22 protein-coding genes are annotated in these 20,226 nt (G+C 53.7%); 8 read left to right on the plus strand and 14 right to left on the minus strand.

Annotated elements, in window-relative coordinates; genetic code table 11:
* Positions 1-69 precede the first annotated feature (69 nt).
* The 3 genes from ACE6ED_RS12105 to ACE6ED_RS12115 all read right to left on the minus strand — a co-directional run bounded on the left by ACE6ED_RS12105 (position 70) and on the right by ACE6ED_RS12115 (position 4,118).
* Positions 70-1,530: a DHA2 family efflux MFS transporter permease subunit gene (locus tag ACE6ED_RS12105; protein ID WP_410827530.1), complete on the minus strand. Its 1,461-nt coding sequence runs from the start codon at positions 1,528-1,530 to the stop codon at positions 70-72.
* Positions 1,531-1,655: 125 nt separating this feature from the next.
* The gene (locus ACE6ED_RS12110; protein WP_410827398.1) at positions 1,656-2,225 is read right to left on the minus strand and encodes a TetR/AcrR family transcriptional regulator; all 570 of its coding nucleotides are present in this window, start codon (positions 2,223-2,225) and stop codon (positions 1,656-1,658) included.
* Between the two features lie 1,347 nt (positions 2,226-3,572).
* The gene (locus tag ACE6ED_RS12115; RefSeq protein ID WP_410827399.1) at positions 3,573-4,118 is read right to left on the minus strand and encodes a hypothetical protein; all 546 of its coding nucleotides are present in this window, start codon (positions 4,116-4,118) and stop codon (positions 3,573-3,575) included.
* A gap of 351 nt (positions 4,119-4,469) precedes the next feature.
* Here ACE6ED_RS12115 and ACE6ED_RS12120 point away from each other — a divergent pair, with 351 nt between their 5' ends.
* The 5 genes from ACE6ED_RS12120 (at position 4,470) to ACE6ED_RS12140 (ending at position 8,364) form a co-directional block, all read left to right on the plus strand.
* Positions 4,470-5,048, plus strand: a complete 579-nt coding sequence (locus tag ACE6ED_RS12120; RefSeq protein WP_410827400.1) for a CD3073 family putative ECF transporter S component — start codon at positions 4,470-4,472, stop codon at positions 5,046-5,048.
* The gene (locus tag ACE6ED_RS12125; protein WP_410827401.1) at positions 5,038-5,589 is read left to right on the plus strand and encodes a CD3072 family TudS-related putative desulfidase; all 552 of its coding nucleotides are present in this window, start codon (positions 5,038-5,040) and stop codon (positions 5,587-5,589) included. The genes ACE6ED_RS12120 and ACE6ED_RS12125 overlap by 11 nt, the downstream gene beginning before the upstream one ends.
* Positions 5,582-6,424, plus strand: a complete 843-nt coding sequence (locus ACE6ED_RS12130) for an ATP-binding cassette domain-containing protein (RefSeq protein ID WP_410827402.1) — start codon at positions 5,582-5,584, stop codon at positions 6,422-6,424. Before ACE6ED_RS12125 ends, ACE6ED_RS12130 begins: the two co-directional genes overlap by 8 nt.
* A complete protein-coding gene (locus ACE6ED_RS12135) occupies positions 6,409-7,290 on the plus strand; it encodes an energy-coupling factor ABC transporter ATP-binding protein (RefSeq protein ID WP_410827403.1) in 882 nt (293 codons plus the stop codon). The genes ACE6ED_RS12130 and ACE6ED_RS12135 overlap by 16 nt, the downstream gene beginning before the upstream one ends.
* A 150-nt stretch (positions 7,291-7,440) precedes the next feature.
* On the plus strand, positions 7,441-8,364 hold the full coding sequence (locus tag ACE6ED_RS12140; protein ID WP_410827404.1) for an energy-coupling factor transporter transmembrane component T family protein: 924 nt from the start codon (positions 7,441-7,443) through the stop codon (positions 8,362-8,364).
* Positions 8,365-8,550: 186 nt separating this feature from the next.
* Here the strand turns inward: ACE6ED_RS12140 and ACE6ED_RS12145 are convergent, their stop codons facing one another.
* A complete protein-coding gene (locus ACE6ED_RS12145; protein ID WP_410827405.1) occupies positions 8,551-8,787 on the minus strand; it encodes a DUF6953 family protein in 237 nt (78 codons plus the stop codon).
* Between the two features lie 107 nt (positions 8,788-8,894).
* On the minus strand, positions 8,895-9,281 hold the full coding sequence (locus ACE6ED_RS12150; protein ID WP_410827406.1) for a winged helix-turn-helix transcriptional regulator: 387 nt from the start codon (positions 9,279-9,281) through the stop codon (positions 8,895-8,897).
* Between the two features lie 246 nt (positions 9,282-9,527).
* Here ACE6ED_RS12150 and ACE6ED_RS12155 point away from each other — a divergent pair, with 246 nt between their 5' ends.
* Positions 9,528-10,100 carry an NAD(P)H oxidoreductase gene (locus ACE6ED_RS12155; protein ID WP_410827407.1) on the plus strand — a complete coding sequence of 191 codons (573 nt, stop codon included), beginning with the start codon at positions 9,528-9,530 and terminating at the stop codon, positions 10,098-10,100.
* 161 nt (positions 10,101-10,261) lie between these two features.
* Here ACE6ED_RS12155 and melA read toward each other — a convergent pair whose 3' ends face one another.
* The gene (melA, locus tag ACE6ED_RS12160; protein WP_410827408.1) at positions 10,262-11,560 is read right to left on the minus strand and encodes an alpha-glucosidase/alpha-galactosidase; all 1,299 of its coding nucleotides are present in this window, start codon (positions 11,558-11,560) and stop codon (positions 10,262-10,264) included.
* Positions 11,561-11,754: 194 nt separating this feature from the next.
* Between melA and ACE6ED_RS12165 the strand changes: the two genes are divergently transcribed.
* Positions 11,755-12,585, plus strand: a complete 831-nt coding sequence (locus tag ACE6ED_RS12165) for an AraC family transcriptional regulator (protein ID WP_410827409.1) — start codon at positions 11,755-11,757, stop codon at positions 12,583-12,585.
* 212 nt (positions 12,586-12,797) lie between these two features.
* Here ACE6ED_RS12165 and ACE6ED_RS12170 read toward each other — a convergent pair whose 3' ends face one another.
* From ACE6ED_RS12170 to ACE6ED_RS12195, 6 genes are all read right to left on the minus strand, one after another.
* A complete protein-coding gene (locus tag ACE6ED_RS12170; RefSeq protein WP_410827410.1) occupies positions 12,798-13,130 on the minus strand; it encodes a hypothetical protein in 333 nt (110 codons plus the stop codon).
* Entirely contained in the window at positions 13,127-13,564 is a 438-nt protein-coding gene (locus tag ACE6ED_RS12175) for a hypothetical protein (RefSeq protein WP_410827411.1), read from the minus strand. Before ACE6ED_RS12175 ends, ACE6ED_RS12170 begins: the two co-directional genes overlap by 4 nt.
* A 393-nt stretch (positions 13,565-13,957) precedes the next feature.
* Positions 13,958-14,743 carry an ABC transporter permease gene (locus ACE6ED_RS12180; protein ID WP_410827412.1) on the minus strand — a complete coding sequence of 262 codons (786 nt, stop codon included), beginning with the start codon at positions 14,741-14,743 and terminating at the stop codon, positions 13,958-13,960.
* Between the two features lie 6 nt (positions 14,744-14,749).
* Complete coding sequence (locus ACE6ED_RS12185; RefSeq protein ID WP_410827531.1) at positions 14,750-15,499, minus strand: ABC transporter permease; 750 nt, start codon at positions 15,497-15,499, stop codon at positions 14,750-14,752.
* Positions 15,500-15,605: 106 nt separating this feature from the next.
* Positions 15,606-16,658 carry an ABC transporter ATP-binding protein gene (locus tag ACE6ED_RS12190; RefSeq protein WP_410827413.1) on the minus strand — a complete coding sequence of 351 codons (1,053 nt, stop codon included), beginning with the start codon at positions 16,656-16,658 and terminating at the stop codon, positions 15,606-15,608.
* A 232-nt stretch (positions 16,659-16,890) separates the two neighbouring features.
* Complete coding sequence (locus ACE6ED_RS12195; protein ID WP_410827414.1) at positions 16,891-17,676, minus strand: GTP cyclohydrolase II; 786 nt, start codon at positions 17,674-17,676, stop codon at positions 16,891-16,893.
* A 191-nt stretch (positions 17,677-17,867) separates the two neighbouring features.
* Here ACE6ED_RS12195 and ACE6ED_RS12200 point away from each other — a divergent pair, with 191 nt between their 5' ends.
* Entirely contained in the window at positions 17,868-18,194 is a 327-nt protein-coding gene (locus ACE6ED_RS12200; RefSeq protein ID WP_410827416.1) for a winged helix-turn-helix transcriptional regulator, read from the plus strand.
* 191 nt (positions 18,195-18,385) lie between these two features.
* Here the strand turns inward: ACE6ED_RS12200 and ACE6ED_RS12205 are convergent, their stop codons facing one another.
* The gene (locus ACE6ED_RS12205) at positions 18,386-19,270 is read right to left on the minus strand and encodes an ABC transporter permease (RefSeq protein WP_410827418.1); all 885 of its coding nucleotides are present in this window, start codon (positions 19,268-19,270) and stop codon (positions 18,386-18,388) included.
* Positions 19,267-20,226 (minus strand): ABC transporter ATP-binding protein, encoded by a 960-nt coding sequence (locus ACE6ED_RS12210; RefSeq protein ID WP_410827420.1) that lies wholly within the window; start codon positions 20,224-20,226, stop codon positions 19,267-19,269. Before ACE6ED_RS12210 ends, ACE6ED_RS12205 begins: the two co-directional genes overlap by 4 nt.

Consider the following 20,226-nt stretch of genomic DNA (forward strand, 5'->3'; position numbering starts at 1 on the left):
TGCCAAAAAAAAGAAAAAAAGGCCGTCCCCCGCCTCTATAGGCAAAGGACAACCTTCTCAATAAACGAATTAGTGCGGCATCGAAGCCTGCTGGTTATGCTTCACAATCACACGTTTGATGAAGAAAGACACGAGCAGCCCCGCCAACGCCATAACCATGGCAAAAACAAATGCGTCCTGCACCCCCTGCGTAAACGCAGGAATTTGGTGCGCGGGGTCAAGCGGGTTCTCCACATGGCTCAGGTACCCTTTGCTGCCAGCCGTCATGATGCTGACCGCCAGCGCCGTACCGATTGCTCCGGCTACCTGCTGCAGCGTGTTCATGATGGCCGTGCCGTCAGGGTAAAACTCCAGCGGAAGCTGGTTGATGCCGTTTGTCTGGGCAGGCATCATGATCATCGAGATGCCGATCATCAGCGCCGTATGCAGCGCAATGACGAAGGCCACTGTGGAAGCCGCCGTAATGCCCGAGAAAAACCACAGCGTCGCCGCAACGATCAGCAGCCCCGGGATAACCAGCCATTTTGGCCCGTATTTGTCAAACAATCTGCCCATTACCGGGGACATCAGACCATTCACGATACCGCCCGGCAGCAGCAGCAGGCCGGCTTTAAATGCCGAATACCCTTGTCCCTGCTGAAGATACATCGGGAGAATCAGCATGGAAGACAAAATCACCATCATGCAGATAAAAACCATCAGCACCCCGACCACAAACATCGGGAACTTGAAGACACGCATGTTGATCATCGGCTGCTTCATCGTCAGCTGGCGGATAACAAACAGCACGAGGGCGACCAAGCCGATAATAATCGAAGCGATGACCTTAGCGCTGCCCCAGCCCGCGGATTCTCCGGCGCTGCTGAATCCAAATACGATACCGCCGAAACCGGCAGAAGACAGCAGGATGGACAACAAATCGATTTTCGGCTTTGTTACTTGGTTGACATTCTCCATAAAGAAGATACCGGATACCAGCGCAGCGGCGAGGAACGGAAGCGCCAGCCAGAAAATCCAGTGCCAGCTCAGGTTCTCAATCAGCAGTCCCGCAATAGTCGGGCCTACGGCCGGCGCCACCATGATGACCAGACCGATCATCCCCATCGCTGCCCCGCGTTTCTCCGCTGGGATAATGATGAGAATCGTATTAAACATCAGCGGCAGCAGCAGCGCCGTTCCGATTGCCTGCACCACCCGTGCGGTCAGCAGGAACTCGAACGACGGTGAAATCGCCGCCAGAAACGTTCCGGCAATCGAGAAGCTAAGCGCCGCCACGAACAGCTGCCGGGTGCTGAACCACTGCAGCAGCAGGCCGGAGATAGGCACCAAAATGCCGAGGGTCAGCAGATAAGCCGTTGTCAGCCACTGGGCCGTATGCGGTTCAATCTGCAAAATCCGCATCAAATCACTAAGCGCGACATTCAGCGCCGTCTCACTAAACATTCCAATAAATCCGCCGATCAGCAGCGAGATCAGGATCGGGATCGTCCTGTATTTGCGTTCTTCCTGCCGTCCGCCGGGCGTTTGTATCGTTTTTTCCACTCTTTCCATCCTCCTGAATCGCTTTGACGATTCTATCTTTTTGTTTTTCTCTGTCTCTTGCTTCGGGATATTGTGTATCCCGATTTTCTTTCGACCGGACTCCGTGCGGGCCGTTAAGCCAGCACTTTACCGACTAACTCCGCCGCGGCCAGCAGCGGCCGTTCATTGCGGAAGGTCAGCGCCTGCAGAAGAGCTCCCTCAAATAAAGAGATCGCCGCGGACGCTTTATCCAGCGCCGTCTGCTCGTTCTCTCCCTCTATGATCAACCGGTCCGCGATCAGCCGTTGCCAATCTCCGAACGCCACCTGGCAGTCCGAGCGCAGCTGTTCGCTGACACAGGAGGTTTCCGCCGCCACCCAGAAGCTGAAAGGACGCAGCACTTCAAAGGAAGATTGTTTGGCATTCTCCGCCATACCGCGGATAAAGGCCGCCAGTCCCGAGGCCGCATCACTTGCATCCGACAGGGTATCCCGCAGAATTCCGGAGACAAACTCCCCGCTGCGGTGAATGCAGCAGGACGCTAGCTCCTCTTTTCCTTCCGGGAAGTAATAATAGAGCGACCCCTTCGGCGAATCGCTGTCCTTCACGATCTGGTTGAGCCCGGTACCGTGATAGCCTTGTGTAAAAAAAAGCCTGCTGGCGGTGTCCACAATCGCTTCGCGGGAATTCGGCTTTTTGTTCATCACTCTTTTCCCTTTCTTTATAACAATCGGTCTATATAATAAAACCACAATTTTTCGCCTATGGTCAATCCTTAAATTTTAATTTTTTAACATTAAAATAATGAAGGCGTTTTCGCCATCCCAGCTTTAATCATTTCAAAAGGGGCTGCAGCAGGTAAGTTATTAACTCAACTTTCGCAGAGCGAATATCAGCTAAGCTCCAGTCCTGGCGCGGATTTAACTGCAATAAAGCAATCGTCTTGAAAAAATAGAAGAACACCGCTTCATTGCGGCGAATGCACGCTCGGTGTGCTATTTCATTTACGGTGCGATGAAGTTAGCACGCTAGACCGGGCAGTTGCCTTGGCGCAACTCATAGAACGGCTGAACGAAATCGACTCAGGTTGGGAAGTAACTCCACCCTGATTCAAAGTCAACTCCAGCACTGGATCTCCGGTTTGCCAAGTGATCTCAAGGCATATCTGCCGAATTCGGATTGCGCTGCCGATCTCGGATTGCGCTGCCGATCTCAGGCTGAATCTCGGGTTGCGAAAGTAGAGTTAATAAAAGCAGCGGCAGACCAAGACTTGATAAACCATGACTTGGACTGCCGCTGTTGTCGTTGAACTAACTGGAACGAATCCTCTCCTGCAACAGACCCGCAGCGGATTACCAGCGAACGCGATACCGAGGTGCTTTCCGGACCCAGAGGACGTTATTTCTGAAATACCTAGGCTTTTGGGATGCCTTGCGGACTCCAGATCCGTTATTCGTACCAAAAACATCCAAACGATGGATCCTCCGCGTAAATAAGTGAATCGGAGTCCGTCTCTTGGCCAAAACACGGAATAATCAGCAAATTAGGTCCTCTGAGTCCGGCAAGAAAGTCATAGGGGAGGACAAGGTTGAGCAGCTTCAAAAGGCCTCCAAAGTTCTGAAAAGCAAGACTGTGTTCAGGCAGGAGATGTTGTTATAACGTAGAGTTACGCACCTTTCATGTTAGCATGGTTGGTCGCACTACCATGATCCGAAACAAGTGAAGTGTTTTTTGTCAATACATTACAAGTCAATCTATTGAATTTTTCATACTTACTCAAGGGTCTAAACCATTTTTCCAGCTGTGAATGTTGAGTTATTAAGATATGCACTGGGCGGGTAACAAGCCCGCGCTACAGGTAGATTCAATAGGAGGCCGCAGCGCGCGGCAGGCCAGCGCAAAAAGCCTTTTTCAAGGTGAAAAAGGCTCTGCGGTATACGATTGTCGGGTGGGATTCCGCCCGCCTGAGCTGTACACTCAACTTTTGGGTTGGATTCAGCCCGCTTGATTTATTCACTCGACTTTTGAATTGAATCCGCCGATTGATTTGTTCATTCCCCGGCTGTCTGGCCCTCTGAATCTGCGGTCTCCCACCTGTGGCGATAGGCTTCCAGCTTCGGATGAATGTCGGCGGGCTGCTCCGACAGGACAAGCCTGATTTTACGAATCCACTCTTCAAATGAAGAATAGGACGCAAACTGGTTTGCGGTCTCGGGCGTCATATACAGGAAATGGGGTCCCGGGTACCGCTCAGCGATATGCCGGAGCGCCAGATCAAGCGGCGTGTATTTTTTGCGTTGGCCTTCAAAGCCTTCCACTGTGACAAAACCCGCTCCCTGGTCTCTTTTCCATTCATGCACACGGTCTTCCCGCTTATAGTAACGGCTGACCGGTGTTTTGCTCATTCGTCTGACCGTTTCCTCATGCAGCGGATAGAGCACGAGCTTCGTAAATTTCGCCCTGCGGGTATATTCCAGCGCAGCGTTCAGCTCCTCATCCGTTGTTGTCTCAAATGCGTCATAAAAAATCACGGTCCCCTTCCGCTCAGGCGCCGCAGGCTCAAAGCCGTAAGGTACGGTGTAGGTTTCGCGTCCCATCGATGATAACCTCCTTTTTGTCTTCCGGCCGATGCCCTCAAGCCGCGGACCCGGTTCATCTGCACTCCTGTTCTTACCTTACATTAACAATCCGCCGGGATGCCGAAACCATTTCCCCTATCTCTTAGCGGTCCCCAGCAGGAAAGTCTTGTATTCGTCCGGCACTCAGCTATACTATACCATTGGAAGAATCATCCTTGCCCGTTTACGGAGCAGCGTCTTCAAATAAGGCGTGCGGCCGGCCTGCGCCGGGTCAAGCATGAGACAGTCTATCGGTTTTTTATGGGAGGAGGAAGCAGCCGCGGGGCGGCCAGTTCACATTTTAACATTCGGAAGGACGGATTTACGAACATGAATCGCAAAACTCAGATGATTACCCTTGGAGCGCTGGCTATTGCCATCAACGTGATCGCAGGCACAGTCATCGCCAATCTCAAAATTCCTTTTATTTTTTTGGATACGGTGGGCACCATCTTTATGGCTGCCATATACGGCCCGTTTTGGGGCGCACTCGTCGGTTTGCTGACAAATCTTGTGCTTGGCGTTACTTCGGGCTACACACAAATCCCGTTTGCTTTGGTTAATATCATCGTTGGCCTTGTCGTCGGCTTCGCTGCGCGCAAAAACGGCTACCGCTTATCTTCCGCACTGATATCGGGCATCCTGCTTGCCGTTTTGTGCCCCGCGGTGGGTACCGTCATCGCTATCGGCGTGTTCGGCGGTCTGACCGGAGGCGTGCTGGATGTAGCGGTGCTGTGGATGAAGCAGGCCGGCAGCAATCTGTTCACCTCTGCTTTCCTGCCGCGTCTTGGTGAAAACCTAGTCGACAAAATTTTGTCCGCACTGCTCGTTTATTATGTAGTTAAAAATCTGCCCAAATCGCTGCTCCGCCGGCCCGGCTCCGGCAAAGGGAAACATTATGCGGCGTAGCGGCAAAATCATCGTCGCCTCCCACTGCGTCATCAACCAGAACGCGGTTGTCGAAGGCGAAGCACGCAGCCCGGGCGTCATGAAATCGGCTGTTGATTGGGCCAACGGCCAGGACTATGGTATCGTCCAGCTGCCCTGCCCGGAGTTCACTTTTCTGGGTCCGAAACGCCCCCCGATGACAACGGAAGAATACGATACTCCCGAATTTCGTGAGCACAGCCGCAAAATTTTGCTGCCCGTGATGGAGCAGTTAAAAACGTACCAGGACTACGGGTACGAAATTGCGGGCGGTCTGGGGATTGCCGAAAGCCCGTCTTGCGATCCGGGCCGAGGCGTATTTATGCAGGTGCTATTAGAGCTTGCCGGTGAGTACGGCGTACAGCTTGATTATTTTTGGCAAATTCCGGGGAGTGAAGACGGCCATTTCGATCCAGCCGATCCGGCCAGCGTATTTGGACCGGTTGGCCGGCAAGCGAATGCAAACGATGCAGACAACGAACGAACCAACAACACCGGGAAGGAATCCGGGTCCCATGATTGAAGCGGCTAACGTTACTTTCCGGTATGTGGACCCGGATACGGAGCAGGAAGAAGCGCTCTCCCCGCCTGCTCTCCGCGGCGTTAATCTGAGGATTGCGGAAGGAGAGTTCGTGGCGCTGCTGGGACGCAACGGTTCAGGCAAGTCTTCGCTTGCCCGCCTCCTCAACGCCATCGAGCTGCCGACGGAAGGCGAAGTCCGGATAGACGGGCTGCGGACCGCGGACAAAGGAACTTCCGCTCCGATCCGGCGGGCCGTACAGATCGTGTTTCAAAATCCCGAGAACCAGCAGGTCGGCTTGACCATCGGCGAAGACATCGCCTTTGGACTGTCCAACATCGGCTGGCCGCAGGCGGATATCGCTGCCCGCGCCGAATGGGCGGCAGACCTTGCCGGCCTTGCGGCGGACCCCGACCGGCTGGTGTCCGCCCTCTCCGGCGGGGAGAAGCAGAAGCTCGCCCTCGCTTCAGTGCTGGCGTTGTCTCCCCGCTGCCTCGTGCTTGATGAGTCGACCTCCATGCTCGATCCGGCGGCAAGGCGGCAGTTTGTTGAATCGCTGCAGGCAGCAAGACGCCGGGAGCGGTTCACGCTGATTTACATTACCCACCATGTGGAGGAAGTGCTGGACGCCGACCGCTGGATTTTGTTCGATGCAGGTCAAATCGTTGCTGACGGTACACCGGAGCGGCTGACCGGGCAGCAGGAACTGCTGGAGGCGTGTGGATTGGAGCTGCCTTTTTCGCACAGTCTGGCCTACTGGCTGCGGCAAAGCGGCGTTCCGGCTTCCTCCAAACTTCATCTGGAAGAACTGAGGAATTTGTTATGCGCATCGAGCTGAAGGATGTTTCTTATGCCTACGGACCGAAACGGAAAAAGCGGAAGCCGGAAGGCCCGCGCATCCTGGACCGCATTGGGCTGGTTATTGAACCCGGCGAAACCGTTGCTTTGGCCGGGCGTTCGGGCTCAGGCAAATCCACTCTTTTACAGCTGATTAAGGGATTTCTGGAACCCGCCGAAGGTGCCCTGCTCCTGGACGGCATCGCTCCCTATGCGGCGAAGCAGCCCGAGCTGTTTGACCGCATCGGTTATATTTTTCAATATCCCGAGCATCAGCTGTTTGCAAGAACGGTCCGGGAGGATATCGCCTTTGGGCTGCGGAGCAGGAAGCTTAGCGAGGAAGAAACGGACATTAAAGTTCGCGAGGCCATGCAGGCTGTGGGTCTCGATTATGAGGTCTATGCGGAACGCAGCCCGTTTGAACTCAGCGGAGGCGAAAAACGCCGGGCTGCGATTGCCGGCGTTATCGTCCTGGAGCCGGAGGTGCTCATCCTTGATGAACCAACGGCCGGACTTGACTTGCCCTCCAGGCAGGGACTGTTCCGGCTGCTGGAACGGTTGAACCGTTCAGGGACCACGATTCTATGGGTCAGCCACCAGCTGGAAGAGATTCTGGCTCATGCGCCGCGCCTGCTTGTGCTCAGCGGGAACCGGCTGCTGGCGGACGGCCGCCCCGCCGAGCTATTGTCCGATCCCCGAGTGCTGGAGCCGCTGGGCTGGGTGGAACCCGAAGCGCTGGCGGTATCCCGGCTGCTGGCTTCGCTTGGCCTTATACCGGAGGGCACGCTGTTGTCCGCCCAGGAAGCCGCTGCGGTCGCGGCGGGCTACTGGCGGCGGAACCGGAAGGCGTCCGGCCAGCCGGGTTGAGCTGCGCGGGTTGGCGGAATGGCGGAGGCTGCCGGTAATCTGACCGCAAGGCGGCACGGCGCAGGCACCCTGCCGATTGACCGCAAGGTAGCACGGCGGAGGCTGCCGGCCGATTGACCGCAAGGCCGCACGGCGGAGGCACCCTGCCGATTGACCGCAAGGCGCCACGGCGGAGGCACCCTGCCGATTGACCGCAAGGCAGCATGCGGCCGCTTCCCGGTCACCCATGTCCGCAGCGCGCAAGCACCGGACATCATGAACCCTTTGAAGGCGAGGATTAACATGTCGGATTCCACTTTTTTACTGTATGCGAAGCGGGGCTCTGCTCTGGAGAACTGGGATCCCCGCACAAAAATTATAGCGTCCCTGCTGTTCGGCGCCGCTCTGCTCATCGCCGGGAACTGGATGCTGAAGACCATTTTCCTTGCCGTGTTAATCGCACTCTGGGGAGCGGCCCGGCTCTCATGGCGCGTTTTTGGCATTACTCTGCTGTCATTATCCATCTTTTTTATATCCACGATGATTTACCATGCCGTGTTGTCCGTACAGCCCGGTGATGAGCTGCTCACCCTGGCCGGTGTCACGCTCTCCCGCCGCGGTATGCTCAGCGGGCTGATGATGTGCGAACAAATTGCCGGCGTTGTCCTGCTGCTGTCCCTGCTGGTGCGGACCACATCGCCGATTCTGCTGGCGGAAGCGCTCGAGCTGCTGCTGAATCCGCTAAAAAAATGGAAGCTGCCGGTGCATGAAGCCGTGATGATGTTCTCCATCTCGCTCCGCTTCCTGCCGCTGCTGGCAGAGGAATTCTCCAAAATCCGCAAAGCGCAGCTTGCCCGGGGCGGCGGGTTCCACCGCGGCGGAATCGGTGCACGGCTTCGCGGACTGCTGCCCATGCTGATGCCGCTATTCGTCCAGTCAATCATCCGTTCGAGAGATCTTGCCATCGCGATGGAGTCGCGCTGTTATGAAGGGGATGTTGGCCGGACGCCGATCCGGGTCTACCGCTACAGCGCATCCGATTACACCGTGCAGGCCGCCGCGGCGGCCGCATTGATCCTTTCTTTTTGGCTGTAGCTATGCTGGATATGCAAGCTGCAGTTTCAGCATGATGCAACAAAAAACGTACCGCAGAACGGCCAACCGGCCGTTTACGGTACGTCTTTTTGTTAGGCAGAATATGAACCAGCCAGAATACGCGTTTTTTAACTAATCGCCGCGTTGATACCAGCCTGTGCCTCGGGCTTAAAGCTCCTCTCCCCTTTAAGTCCAAGCCCACATAAAACCGTCCCGGTCCCAGGCGATCCGGCCGCTGTGCAGCTTGCGGAATGCTTTTTTGACCTCTTTATCGAGCGAAGCGTTCCCCTGCTCATTGATAAACACAAATTCCTCACCAAACTGCTCCCGGACATGCCGGATCGCCTCAGTTTGATACAGGATCCCCTTAAACCGGATTTCCTCCACCATCCACTCTGCCACCTGCTGCGCTGTAAATGCCAATTTGATCCGTCCCTTCGCTTGTCGTCCACCTATTATAGCAGACCGGATACATAAATAAATAAGGGGATAGCAGCTATAACCGCCTCGCGATGTCGTACTTCCCCCATTTACTCTGTGCAGCCATCAAACTCTTCCAAAACCTTGGATCTGTCGCCATAGACCTTGTCCAGGTGGTCTTCTCCCCAATAGCATAAAAGATCCAGCGCGGGCTTTAGCCCCCAGCCATAAGGCGTTAGCTCATACTCCACTTTAGGTGGAATCTCTTTATAAATTTTCCGAGCAACAATCTCGTCTTTTTCCAGGCCTCTGAGCTGAGTGGTCAGCATTTTTTGCGTAATGCCGGGGATTAACCGCCGAAGCTCTGACGTCCGTTTCCGTCCTGTCATCAAATGATAGATGATTAAAGGCTTCCATTTTCCACCCATAACTTCCAACGCTGCCTCAACGCCAACTTTATACTTCTTCTGCACACTATTTATTTTCTCTTCACTCATCGCTCATTCCTCCGAAAAAAGCTGTGTCTTTGTTCCAGGAACAGAACATTTGCACTCTTCCAGACCGTACATCCGGTTAGTTCCTCTACATTTTTTCAGGGCACTTTCAAGTTCCTATAGCACCTGGATTATCCTATAGAACTTCAAAGTACGTACTTCCGAATGATTTTATTCTTGTTTAGAATAGCATCAGCTAGGAATCATGGCTACAAATTTGCCGCTTGAGAAAGGTAGTGAGTTACGAGAATGAAAGTGCTGACCGTTGTTTCGCATCCGAGAAAAGATTCCCTGACGTTTAAGGCGGCCGATCGGTTTGTCCAAGGACTTTCCGAAGCCGGCCACGAATATGAGCTGTTAGATTTGCACGGGATCGGTTTTGACCCGGTCTTAAAAGGAGCCGATGAGCCGGATTGGACAGCCAGAGAGCAGTCCTTTTCCCCGGGGGTTGAACTGGAAATAAGCCGGATGAAAAAACATGACGCTTTGGCCATCATTTTCCCGCTTTGGTGGTGGCATTTGCCGGCCATGCTGAAAGGTTACATTGACCGTGTGTGGAACAACGGGTTTGCATATGGTTCGAACCAGCTTCCTCATCAGCATGTACTTTGGATGGGGCTCGCGGGTGTTTCGAAAGAACAAATGGACAAACGTAACTATGGGGAAATGATCACCCATCTGCTCAATGTGGGAATTGCCGATTATTGCGGAATTTCTAATTCAAAGGTTGAATTCCTGTACGAAACGCTGGATTCCACTCCCGAGTATTATGAGATGCTGCTTAACCAAGCTTACCGGTTAGGGTTGGACTATGCCAAGTAACACTTTCATGAAACGAAAAAAGACCGGCTGCTATCAGCCGGTCTTTTTAATGATTAGAGGTCGCGCAAACGGCGCTGTCTTTTCGGTTAGCCGGAATGTTACGAGTAAAAGATTCCCTAAAAAAGTGCCTCTTCGCTTTTTTGTCCCTTTGGATCTCAGACTTATTTGAACGCTGGCAGCCAGCTGCCGTGCGCTTCAATTAATTCGTCGCAAAGCGATACGATATCGTCAAGCGACAGTTCGGCAGACGTATGCGGATCGAGCATCGCCGCATGGTAGATGTGCTCTTTCCGGCCGGTCAGCGCCGCTTCAATAGTCAGCAGCTGGGTGTTGATGTTTGTCCGGTTCAATGCGGCCAGCTGCGGAGGCAGATCGCCGACGAATGTTGGCGTAATGCCTGAACGGTTGACCAGACAAGGCACCTCAACGCAGGCTTCCTTCGGCAGATTGGTGATCAGTCCAGTGTTCATGACATTGCCGCCGATGACATAAGGCACTCCGGTTTCGATCGCTTCCATGATGTACGAAGCGTATTCTTTGGAGCGGGTATGCTCAATATTTTCACTGGCGAAAATCTTTTCCCGGAGCTCCTTCCACCCATTGATCTGGTTGACGCAGCGGCGCGGATATTCATCCAGCGGGATGTTGAACCGGTCGATTAGCTCCGGATAACTTTTTTTGATGAAATAAGGATGATATTCGGCGTTATGCTCCGACGATTCCGTTACATAATAGCCAAAACGGTTCATCAGTTCGAAGCGAACCATATCGGAATGCTGTTCCCGCTGTTTCTCTGCGGCCCGGCGTTTTATTTCCGGGTAAAGGTCCACCCCGTCCTTTTTAACCTCCAGCAGCCAGGCCATATGATTGATGCCCGCGATTTTGGCTTCTACTCCAGCCGGATCCATTCCAAGCGATTCGAATAAATGCGGAACGCATACCTGTACGCTGTGGCAGAGTCCGACCGTGCGGACACCGCCGGCCGTGTTCATGACATTGGTCAGCACCGCCATCGGATTGGTGTAGTTGAGGAATAACGCGTCAGGACATACCTCCTGAATGTCGCTCGCAAACTCCAGCATTACCGGAATGGTGCGCAGATTGCGGAAAATCCCGCCGATGCCGACCGTGTCGGCGATCGTTTGGCGCAGGCCGTATTTTTTGGGGATTTCAAAATCGGTAATCGTGCACGGATCATACCCGCCGACCTGAATCGCGTTAATAACGTATTTGGCGCCTTGAAGCGCGGCTTTGCGGTCGCTGTATGCTTTGATTTCACATGTGCTGCCCAAGGTCTGCTTCAGGCTTCCCAACAGCCGTTCCGAATCCCGCAGCCGCTCCATGTCGATATCGTACAAAGCCAGCTCGAACCCCTGCAGGGCGGGCGACGACATCACGTCGCCGAGCACGTTTTTGACGAAAACAGTGCTGCCCGCACCGATAAAGGTAATTTTGTTCATGTCATTATCTCTCCTTCAGTTAGACTGGAATATGACTTTTACTATACAGCCCATTGTGCGCCTGCGAACATGGAGCAACCCCAGCAAAACCTGTCATAATCCAAGATCGGATTCGCTTTCATTCTGAAATAAGGTGTTTTTGCATGTTATAATACGGCTGCGAGGAATTCTGACTTGTAAAGGGGCCGGACCGTATGGAAGAAATCAATATTATTCACAACGCGTCGCTGCCCGGGCAGATGGAGATCAGTCTGCTGTTTTACGGGAAACAAGCTTGCCCGCCGGATCATGCCTGGGGGCCGGGGATGCGCGATACTTATATCCTGCATTACGTCCACAGTGGTCAAGGCGTGTTCCGCTCTGGCGGCAGCGAATACAGGCTATCGGCAGGCCAGGGCTTTGTGATTCTCCCGGACACGCTTGTCCACTACAGTGCCGACAAGGAGGATCCGTGGACCTATACCTGGTTCGGATTTAAAGGGATGATGGCCAAGCCGATGCTGCAGCGGGCACAGATTGGAACCGGCCATCCTGTTTTTACCGCGTGCGCGGACAGCGGCTTTGGCCGTTTTTTTGAAGAACTGAAAGCAGTCCAAGATACCCGGGGCGACGATATGTTCAGCCTTGGCATCCTGTACCAAATGATGGCCGATTTAATCCGTTCCTCCCCGGAGGACGATGCAGGCTGGACAGCCCGGAACACGAAAGAAGTTTATATCCGCAAAGCAGCGGATTATATTTCCAGCAGTTACAGCCGCAAAATCTCCGTGCTCGACATCGCCCGCTCAGTTGGCCTGGACCGCACCTATTTATCCGGACTGTTTAAAGAACAGTATGGGGTGTCTTTACAGACCTTTTTGCTGGAGTACCGGATGAACCGGGCGTCCGAACTGCTGCGCAACCCGGAGCTGTCTGTTGGGGATGTGTCACGTTCCGTAGGGTATGGTGATCCGTTTTTATTTTCCAAAATGTTCAAAAAAACCATCGGTATCTCCCCGCGGCAGTACCGTGCAAATTTGAATTAGCCGCGGAATGCGGGGCGGAACCCGCGGGGGCTCTGGAAACAGATAGGCGGAAACCCGGCTGCGCAACAAGACGGTGCCAATCTAAAAACAATTAACAACCCGGCATATCTGCCGGGCTGTTGGGCGCTGTTTGGTTGGAGGCTGTTGGTTTTGGAGGCTGTTAGTTTAGGAAGCGATTCGTCACGGATACATCCAGTTCATCTTGATGGAGCTTACCGTCCCGAGCTGGATTTGGCCAGTTTGCTGGCCAGCGGCGACCGTCTGACGGCTTGCAGAAAGGAATGGTGGTTTGTCGGAGCGTATGCGGTAAGTCTTGCTTTTTTATCCTTGGACTCCGTGTAAGTCCGCAGATCCTGATCCTGGGTCCCCGGGTTGTTTTTTTCCAGTCTGCTGATATAGCGCAGCCGTCCCTTTTCCAGAATCTGCTCCGCCTGCTTGGTGTACAGCGAGATTTCCAGCCGGGTTCTGGCGCTTACGATTTTTTGTTTCAGACGGTTGTACTCCTCAATTTCCTCACTTGTCAACACAATTTTTCCGAGGTTCATGTCCGTTTCTCTCCTTTGCGGTCGGCAATCGCCAGCTCAAACATCACTTCATCAGCGGAATTTTCACTTGTGAGCGGAACACTTGAAGCCACGATAGGCGGGAGTTTATCCTGCGAGGATACTTTTTCTTCCGCCGTCAGCTTGGCTTGCTTGGCAATGAAGCTGCCGCCGCCGAACCCGGCAATCATCGCCACATAAATATATTTAGGGAACTCCAGCCCGATCGGGAGTACGGCAATCAATCCGGCGCCGGCCCCCAGCACGATATCCGACAGAAAACCGATATGGTAGTGTTTGCGTGTGGATCCATCGCTGAGTTCCAGCTCGATGCCTTTGGGCAGAATAAGAGACCCGTCATGGATGTACAAGCTCGACAGGAGACCGCCGAACGAACCAGCTGCGAGAATGACCAGAAAATCAGTCCAGTGCATCATTGGATTCCCCCTATACTTTCTCATATGTCACTCGAAACGAAAGAGTGGTTTCAAAAAATGACAAGAGGCTGACATTTGGGAAGACATCCTTGGCTTTGATATTTTATGCGCGAACCGGTGCGGACTTGCGAACTTTTTGGGCGGAACGGTGAAAAGGGCGAATGCCCGTAATGATAAAAGATGGCGCTCGGCATTTACAACTGGCCAATAAAAAATTCCTGATACGCAAAAAAGCGGCTGCCTGCGCAGCCGCTTTTTTCGTGTCATTCCAGCTCATTTCGTATTGCCGAACGGGTTATTGCTATAGGGTTATTGCCATTTGATTATCGCCATTCGGTATTACTTATCGGGTGATTACCTATCAGGTTGCTGCGTATGGACAAATCGAACCGATCAGGAGCCTGCTCCCTTGTATCGTCTGACGCCGTAATGCCATGTCATCAGCCCGATCGTCAGGAACACCGCTCCCATCAGCGGCGTGATCAGCGCCATGGTCCGGAACTCGTCCCGATGAAGGAACAAGGCGGCCGGGTAAATGCCAACGAAGGCGAAAGGAACAATCCAGGTCAGCAGAACCTGAATCGCCCGGTTATAAATCGTGATTGGATACCGGCCGTAGGTCTGAATGTTGTACATCAGCGGCAGAATGCCTGTCGGCGCATCCGAAAAAAAGGACAGCGACGTCAGCGTCGTATAGATACCCGTGTAAATCGCCACCGCACTTAGACTTAGCACAATCAGTGCGGGAATCGTCCACCATTCCAGTGTCAAGCCGAGGCTTGCGCCGCTCCAGATCATCACGACCGCGCCGATGATTGAACCAAAAAGTGCGGGCGGATCCACGTTCTCCAGAAAAATCTGAAACAGGTTATGCGCCGGCCGGGTCAAAATCCGGTCCATCTCGCCTTTCACGATGTACCGCTCGCTGAACCCCCACAGGTTGATGAAGCAGCCAAACAATCCGTACGGCACCATAAAAAAGCCGTAAACGAACACCACCTCATCCCTGCTCCATCCGCCCAGGCTGTCGGTGTGCATAAACACAACAAAAATAAAAATAAAATTTGTCGCCTGAATCAGCAAATCCGAGATAACCTCCACCCAAAAATCCGCGCGGTAGGTCATTCTGGTTTTCATATAATTTTTAAGATATTCGCCGATGAGTCCCAAATAATACATTTCCGTTCACCCCCCCTGCACAAACACGCGCTGACGCGCGGCGCGGTACAGCCACAGGATCGGCAGCAGCAGAATAACGAACCAGACGGCTTGAATCCCAAGCACATTCCAAATGCCCACTCCCTGCACCCTGCCAGTAAATACGGAACCCGGCAGATAGGTGATGGCCTGGAACGGCAGCAGCTTCAGCACTCCGGCCAGCCAGTCCGGAAACAGACTGATCGGTACAATGAGACCGGAGAACAAATCGACCAGCGTGCGTTTCATCCGCATCATGCCTTCGTTATTTTCCACAAAAAACGCCAGCAGCCCGGTGATGACATTGATCTGAGAATTGATCAGGAAGCTGAAAAACAACATCGTCAGAAAACCGGCCCAGGCATACGGATCTCTGGGCAGTTCAATCGGAAACAGCAGCAGGGCGATCGCCATTCCCGGAATCATAAACATCAGGAACCGGAAGACGCCTTCGCCAAAGCCCTGCATCATTTTGACCAGCACATAGTTGTACGGACGGATGAACTGGACGGCAATGCTCCCGTCACGGATGTCGGTTGAAATTTCCCGGTCCAGGTTGTTAAAATAAAACGCCCGCGCCATCCAGGTCACCGCGATATAGGTCGTCATCTGGGTGGCGGTGAAGCCGCCAAGCGTTTCGTTCCCGCCGTAAATGGCTTTGTACGTAAAATAATACACCCCGATATTGAGCGTATAGATCAGAATACCGGAGTAATAATTGACACGGTACGCGAGCATAGTGAGAAACCGGATGCGGATAAAATCCAGGTAGGCGCCAAAAAGCAGGCCGTCCCCTCCCCGCTTTTTCCCGCCTTTTGGCGCCGCGGGCCCGGCCGGCTGCAGTTTAGACATGAACGACCGCTCTCCCGTCTTCGGCGGGCTGCGAAATGTCCGTCCGCTCCGCGGAGCCCGATTGATAAATGCTGCGTACGATATCGTCCGTATTCGTCTCGATAATCTTGATATCCGTAATGTCCGCCTGTCCGACAACCCGGCCCAGCACCTCCGAGACATTCAGCTCCAGCGGAATCCATACGCTGGCGCCCAGCTCGTTATCGGCCGTCCAGTTGACCGGCAGCGGGTCCGTCCAGGACCGCAGCTGCGGCAGGCGGGTGGCCGTGCCGAACTGGAAGCGGACTTCCCGTCCGGTGCCCCAGCGGGATTTTAAATCCTCCAGCCCGCCGTCATAAATAATCCGTCCGTCGTCCAGCATGATCACCCGGGAGCACAATGCTTCAATGTCCTGCAGGTCATGCGTCGTCAGCAGGATCGTGGTGCCGTGTTCACGGTTCATGTCCTTCAGAAAATCGCGGATTTCCGATTTCACCACGATATCGAGACCGATGGTCGGCTCATCCAAAAAAACAATCGACGGATTGTGCAGCAGCGCGGCAACCAGCTCGCAGCGCATGCGTTGTCCCAGACTGAGCTTGCGGACAGGCCGGCTTAGCAGGTCCTGCAGCTGCAGCCGTTCGACCAGCTCGTCCAGCCGCTTTTTGAAATCCTGCTCCGGCACACGGTACACCTTACGCAGCAGCTGGAAGGATTCAATAACGCCGATGTCCCACCACAGCTGGCTGCGCTGGCCAAAGACGACGCCGATGTTCTGCACAAACCGCTCGCGCTCCGCATACGGAACAAAGCCCCCGACCGTAAGACTGCCGGAGGTGGGGACCAATATGCCTGTCAGCATTTTGATCGTCGTTGATTTACCGGCCCCGTTTTCGCCGATATAACCGCAGATTTCCCCGGAGGGAATGGAGAACGAGATGTCCTTTACCGCAGTTACTTCGTTATACTCCCGTTTAAACAAATCAAGGACTGCGCCCTTCAGACCCTGCCGGTTCTTCTGAACCTTAAAGGTCTTGCGCAGATCCTTTACATCAATGGCTAACATATCCTACCTCGCTTACTCTAAGGAATGGATGATTCACCCGTAAATTATATGATAATGAATGAAAAATAACCAGCCGTTTTCAGTTCCGATTATTGGGGCGCAGTAGGTGAAGCCCCTGGTATTCAGGCATTTCCATTGGGTCACTGTGGCGAAGCTTATGGCATTGATCCATAACGGTTAGGGCGCTTTTTCTAAAATTCCCGGTTTAGCCGCATGGTTTCCATGCCGGTGTTTATTGGGCAACCTGTCCAGGCAGCGGGCCTTCTTCAGCTGCGCCGGCAACCGGCTCAAAATGCCCGGACCGGGCCACTTTGGTGCGCAGATACTTTTCATTAAACACGGACACGTCGCCCCACAGCGGAACGCGTTTTACAGCATTCATGCCGGCGAGCCGGAGCGCTTCAAGTTTTCTCGGGTTATTCGTAATCAGCGTAACCGGCTGCTGGCGCAAATGGCGCAATACGCCGATCGCATCGTTGTAGCTGCGGCTGTCGTCCTGGAAGCCAAGCTCAAGGTTCGCCTCTACTGTGTCATAACCTTCTTCCTGCAGCAGATAAGCCATTGCTTTGCTGAACAGGCCAATCCCGCGGCCTTCATGATTCGCCAGGTAAAACAGCGCGCCCGCGCCGTGCTGGACGATCAGCTTCATCGATTGGTGCAGCTGGTAACCGCAGTCGCAGCGTTTGCTGCCAAAAATGTCTCCCGTATGGCAGATGCTGTGCATCCGGATCAGCGCCTCAGGAGCATGCTCGAAATCGCCGTACACCAGCACGCTGGACTGCTGGCTGTCCGCCAGATTCATGCTCGTCAGTTGGCTAACAATCCGCTCCGGCGCTTCATGGTAAGCCTCAGCTTCCTCCTTGTCCACATTCAGCCATGTGTACCACTGGAAGGTAACCGTCTCGCCGTCCAGATTGACGGGCAGCCGGATTGGACCAACCAGCACGCTGGCGGAGTCCCCTTGGGGTACGGTTACGATTTTATTTTTAAGAATGGTGAGGATCTCCGGTTTAAGCATATCGCACCTCTTTCGCAGGTTCCTAAATAAACGGATTTCATTAAGAAATCCATCGGGTCCTTAAAATTTAAGTAACTATTTGTAAGTTAGTTTATCATTGTAATATAACTTCGTCAAGTTGTTCGACATACATAAATAATTATAATTACTTTTCGTAAGTTTGTGTTATACTGGGAGTAGAGGTGAGCTGTATGAAGGATTTTCAAATGTGCCCCCGCTTTGAGCGGGCTGTCGATTTGCTGAGCAAGCGCTGGGTAGCACTGATTGTATATGTATTGATGGATGGCCCCCGCCGGTTTGGCGAGATTGAAGACTGCCTGTCGAATTTAAGCGGGAAAGTACTATCGGAACGGCTGAAGGAACTGGAATGCGAAGGGATTGTGGTCCGGAACGTTTATCCCGAAATTCCTGTTAGGATCGAATATTCCCTAACGGAAAAGGGCGCGGCGCTGGCCCCGATTCTTGGAGAAATCGGCAGCTGGTCCTCGGATTGGATTGAGCTGCCCGTACAGAAGTAAAGGTTGCTTTGCAAGCAGTCCTCACAAGCAGCTCTCACGAGCTGCTCTCAAGCACAAAAGCGGTCCGCTAAGCGTAAAGCTTGGCCGGGCCGCTTTTGTCTGAACTTCGGATGGATTTTATACGCATAGGAGGCCTGTTAAATCAGTCTTTTGAAGATATCGTCTTAAGGCGGCTCCGTTTCCTCTTACACTTATAAATCTTTGCGCTGAAACCGGAACATGCCGACCAGAAAAATGACCGCACCGTACAGCAGCGCATACAGCAAAAAAGAGTTTGACGGAACATGATTGAGTCCGAACAAGCCGAGCATCAGATCGTCGGTGATCGCCATCCTCCCCATATCCCGGATGTTTGTCAACTCCGCCATCATACGCCGCTGTAAGCCATCCACAGGCATCAGCATGGACAGCAGGCCGGACAAATGGTTAAGCGAACTTTCCACGCTTTCTTCCAGTCCAATGTTACCGCTGACCTTGTCGATCGTTCCGCCGAGCCAGCCCGCCCCGTACAGCATGGTCATAAACACGCCATTTCCCAATGCCGAAAATAAACTCGAGCCCAACATGGACACGGTCACAAGAAGTGGAATCGTGGAAGCAAACAACAGAAAAGACCGGATAATGCCGCCCATATCTCTGGGGACCGATGCATGAGCGTCAGTTATCAGCAAAATCGCCGTAAACAGCAGCAGCGAATAAAGAATACCAACGGTCACATAACCCAGCCATCTGCCAATGTACCACTTCCACCGCGGCAGCGGGCGGGGCATCAGCGCCTGCAGCACCCCCTGCTCGGCTTCGCCGGAGATCGCGGAAAATGAGCTGAAGATGCCAAGAAAAGCCGTAACAAAGGAGGCAAAAAAGAATCCCATCGACAGGATCATCACCCCTCTGCCGTATGCCATCAGCAGCATTTCGCCTTCTCTGCCCAACGTGACGGGGCCGTCATTCACGGTGCCGATTGTTTTTGCCACAAACCAGAAGGCCGCCAAAAACACCACGGTCATCAGCACGGTCAGCATCATCACGCGTTTGCGGAGCAGTTCTTTCCAGGTCATCGACATTATCGTGATCATGCGCGTTCCCCCCTGTGGCTCAGTCCCGACACGGCTTCCATAAACCATGCTTCCAGGCGTTCTTTTTTGCGGGCCACTTCATACAGCGTCATCCCTTGACCGATGATTTGTGCATTCAGCCAGCCTGCCTGCTCCTCATTATCCAGCTCGGCTTCCAGCCAGACGCTGTCCAACCCTTCTTCCTGCTCCGCAGCTGCTTCCGTAATCTCAAAGCCGGTCTGCTCTCTAAGCCACGGCAGCACAGCCGGATCATAACCGCCCACCCGGAACCTCCAAATCTGTCTTGTGCGCAGCAGCTCGGCGGTCCTGCCGTGCCGCAGGATAGCCCCGTCATTCAGCAGAGCCATTCGGTCGCACAGCAGCTCGACATCCTCCAGCAGATGCGAATTCAGAAATATTGTCTTGCCCTGCTCTTTTAAATCGCTCACGATGTCTCTGACTTCCTGTCGGCCAATCGGGTCCAGTGCGGAAGAAGGTTCGTCCAGAAAAACGATTGGCGGATCGCCAATCAGCGCACAGGCCAATCCCAGCCGCTGCTGCATCCCCTTGGAATAATGCTTCACGCGGTCCGTTCCTCTCCGTCCGATGCCCACCCGTTCCAGCAGCTGTTTCGTCCGCTGGCCGGCAAGGCCCCGGTCCATTCCGCACAGCTTGCCGTGCAGCATGACCACCTCTTCGCCTGTCAGCCACTCCTGATAGCGGTAAAGCTCGGGCAAATACCCGATCAGCCGCTTGGATTCCAGCGAACCGATCGGGTGCCCGAGCAGCGTTCCCGTTCCGGAGGTCGGTTTAATCAGACCGACCAGCATTTTGACAAATGTACTTTTCCCGGCGCCATTGGGACCGAGGAAGCCAAAGGCTTCCCCTTTCCCTACCGTTATCGACACATCGCGGCAGCCCCGGCCGTTGCTGTATTCTTTGCTCAGTCCGTTCGTCTGAATCGCCGCCTGTTCCAT

The organism is Paenibacillus nanchangensis (assembly GCF_046543445.1).
Classification (GTDB): Bacteria; Bacillota; Bacilli; order Paenibacillales; family Paenibacillaceae; genus Paenibacillus_AQ; species Paenibacillus_AQ nanchangensis.

Bases quoted from the DNA above. Each gene is read 5' to 3' on its own strand.
- ACE6ED_RS12110 (WP_410827398.1), bottom strand. From the start codon at position 2,225: ATGAACAAAAAGCCGAATTCCCGCGAAGCGATTGTGGACACCGCCAGC.
- ACE6ED_RS12115 (WP_410827399.1), bottom strand. From the start codon at position 4,118: ATGGGACGCGAAACCTACACCGTACCTTACGGCTTTGAGCCTGCGGCG.
- ACE6ED_RS12120 (WP_410827400.1), top strand. From the start codon at position 4,470: ATGAATCGCAAAACTCAGATGATTACCCTTGGAGCGCTGGCTATTGCC.
- ACE6ED_RS12125 (WP_410827401.1), top strand. From the start codon at position 5,038: ATGCGGCGTAGCGGCAAAATCATCGTCGCCTCCCACTGCGTCATCAAC.
- ACE6ED_RS12130 (WP_410827402.1), top strand. From the start codon at position 5,582: ATGATTGAAGCGGCTAACGTTACTTTCCGGTATGTGGACCCGGATACG.
- ACE6ED_RS12135 (WP_410827403.1), top strand. From the start codon at position 6,409: ATGCGCATCGAGCTGAAGGATGTTTCTTATGCCTACGGACCGAAACGG.
- ACE6ED_RS12150 (WP_410827406.1), bottom strand. From the start codon at position 9,281: ATGAGTGAAGAGAAAATAAATAGTGTGCAGAAGAAGTATAAAGTTGGC.
- ACE6ED_RS12155 (WP_410827407.1), top strand. From the start codon at position 9,528: ATGAAAGTGCTGACCGTTGTTTCGCATCCGAGAAAAGATTCCCTGACG.
- melA (WP_410827408.1), bottom strand. From the start codon at position 11,560: ATGAACAAAATTACCTTTATCGGTGCGGGCAGCACTGTTTTCGTCAAA.
- ACE6ED_RS12165 (WP_410827409.1), top strand. From the start codon at position 11,755: ATGGAAGAAATCAATATTATTCACAACGCGTCGCTGCCCGGGCAGATG.
- ACE6ED_RS12170 (WP_410827410.1), bottom strand. From the start codon at position 13,130: ATGAACCTCGGAAAAATTGTGTTGACAAGTGAGGAAATTGAGGAGTAC.
- ACE6ED_RS12175 (WP_410827411.1), bottom strand. From the start codon at position 13,564: ATGATGCACTGGACTGATTTTCTGGTCATTCTCGCAGCTGGTTCGTTC.
- ACE6ED_RS12180 (WP_410827412.1), bottom strand. From the start codon at position 14,743: ATGTATTATTTGGGACTCATCGGCGAATATCTTAAAAATTATATGAAA.
- ACE6ED_RS12185 (WP_410827531.1), bottom strand. From the start codon at position 15,499: ATGCTCGCGTACCGTGTCAATTATTACTCCGGTATTCTGATCTATACG.
- ACE6ED_RS12190 (WP_410827413.1), bottom strand. From the start codon at position 16,658: ATGTTAGCCATTGATGTAAAGGATCTGCGCAAGACCTTTAAGGTTCAG.
- ACE6ED_RS12195 (WP_410827414.1), bottom strand. From the start codon at position 17,676: ATGCTTAAACCGGAGATCCTCACCATTCTTAAAAATAAAATCGTAACC.
- ACE6ED_RS12200 (WP_410827416.1), top strand. From the start codon at position 17,868: ATGAAGGATTTTCAAATGTGCCCCCGCTTTGAGCGGGCTGTCGATTTG.
- ACE6ED_RS12205 (WP_410827418.1), bottom strand. From the start codon at position 19,270: ATGATCACGATAATGTCGATGACCTGGAAAGAACTGCTCCGCAAACGC.
- ACE6ED_RS12210 (WP_410827420.1), bottom strand. From the start codon at position 20,226: ATGGAACAGGCGGCGATTCAGACGAACGGACTGAGCAAAGAATACAGC.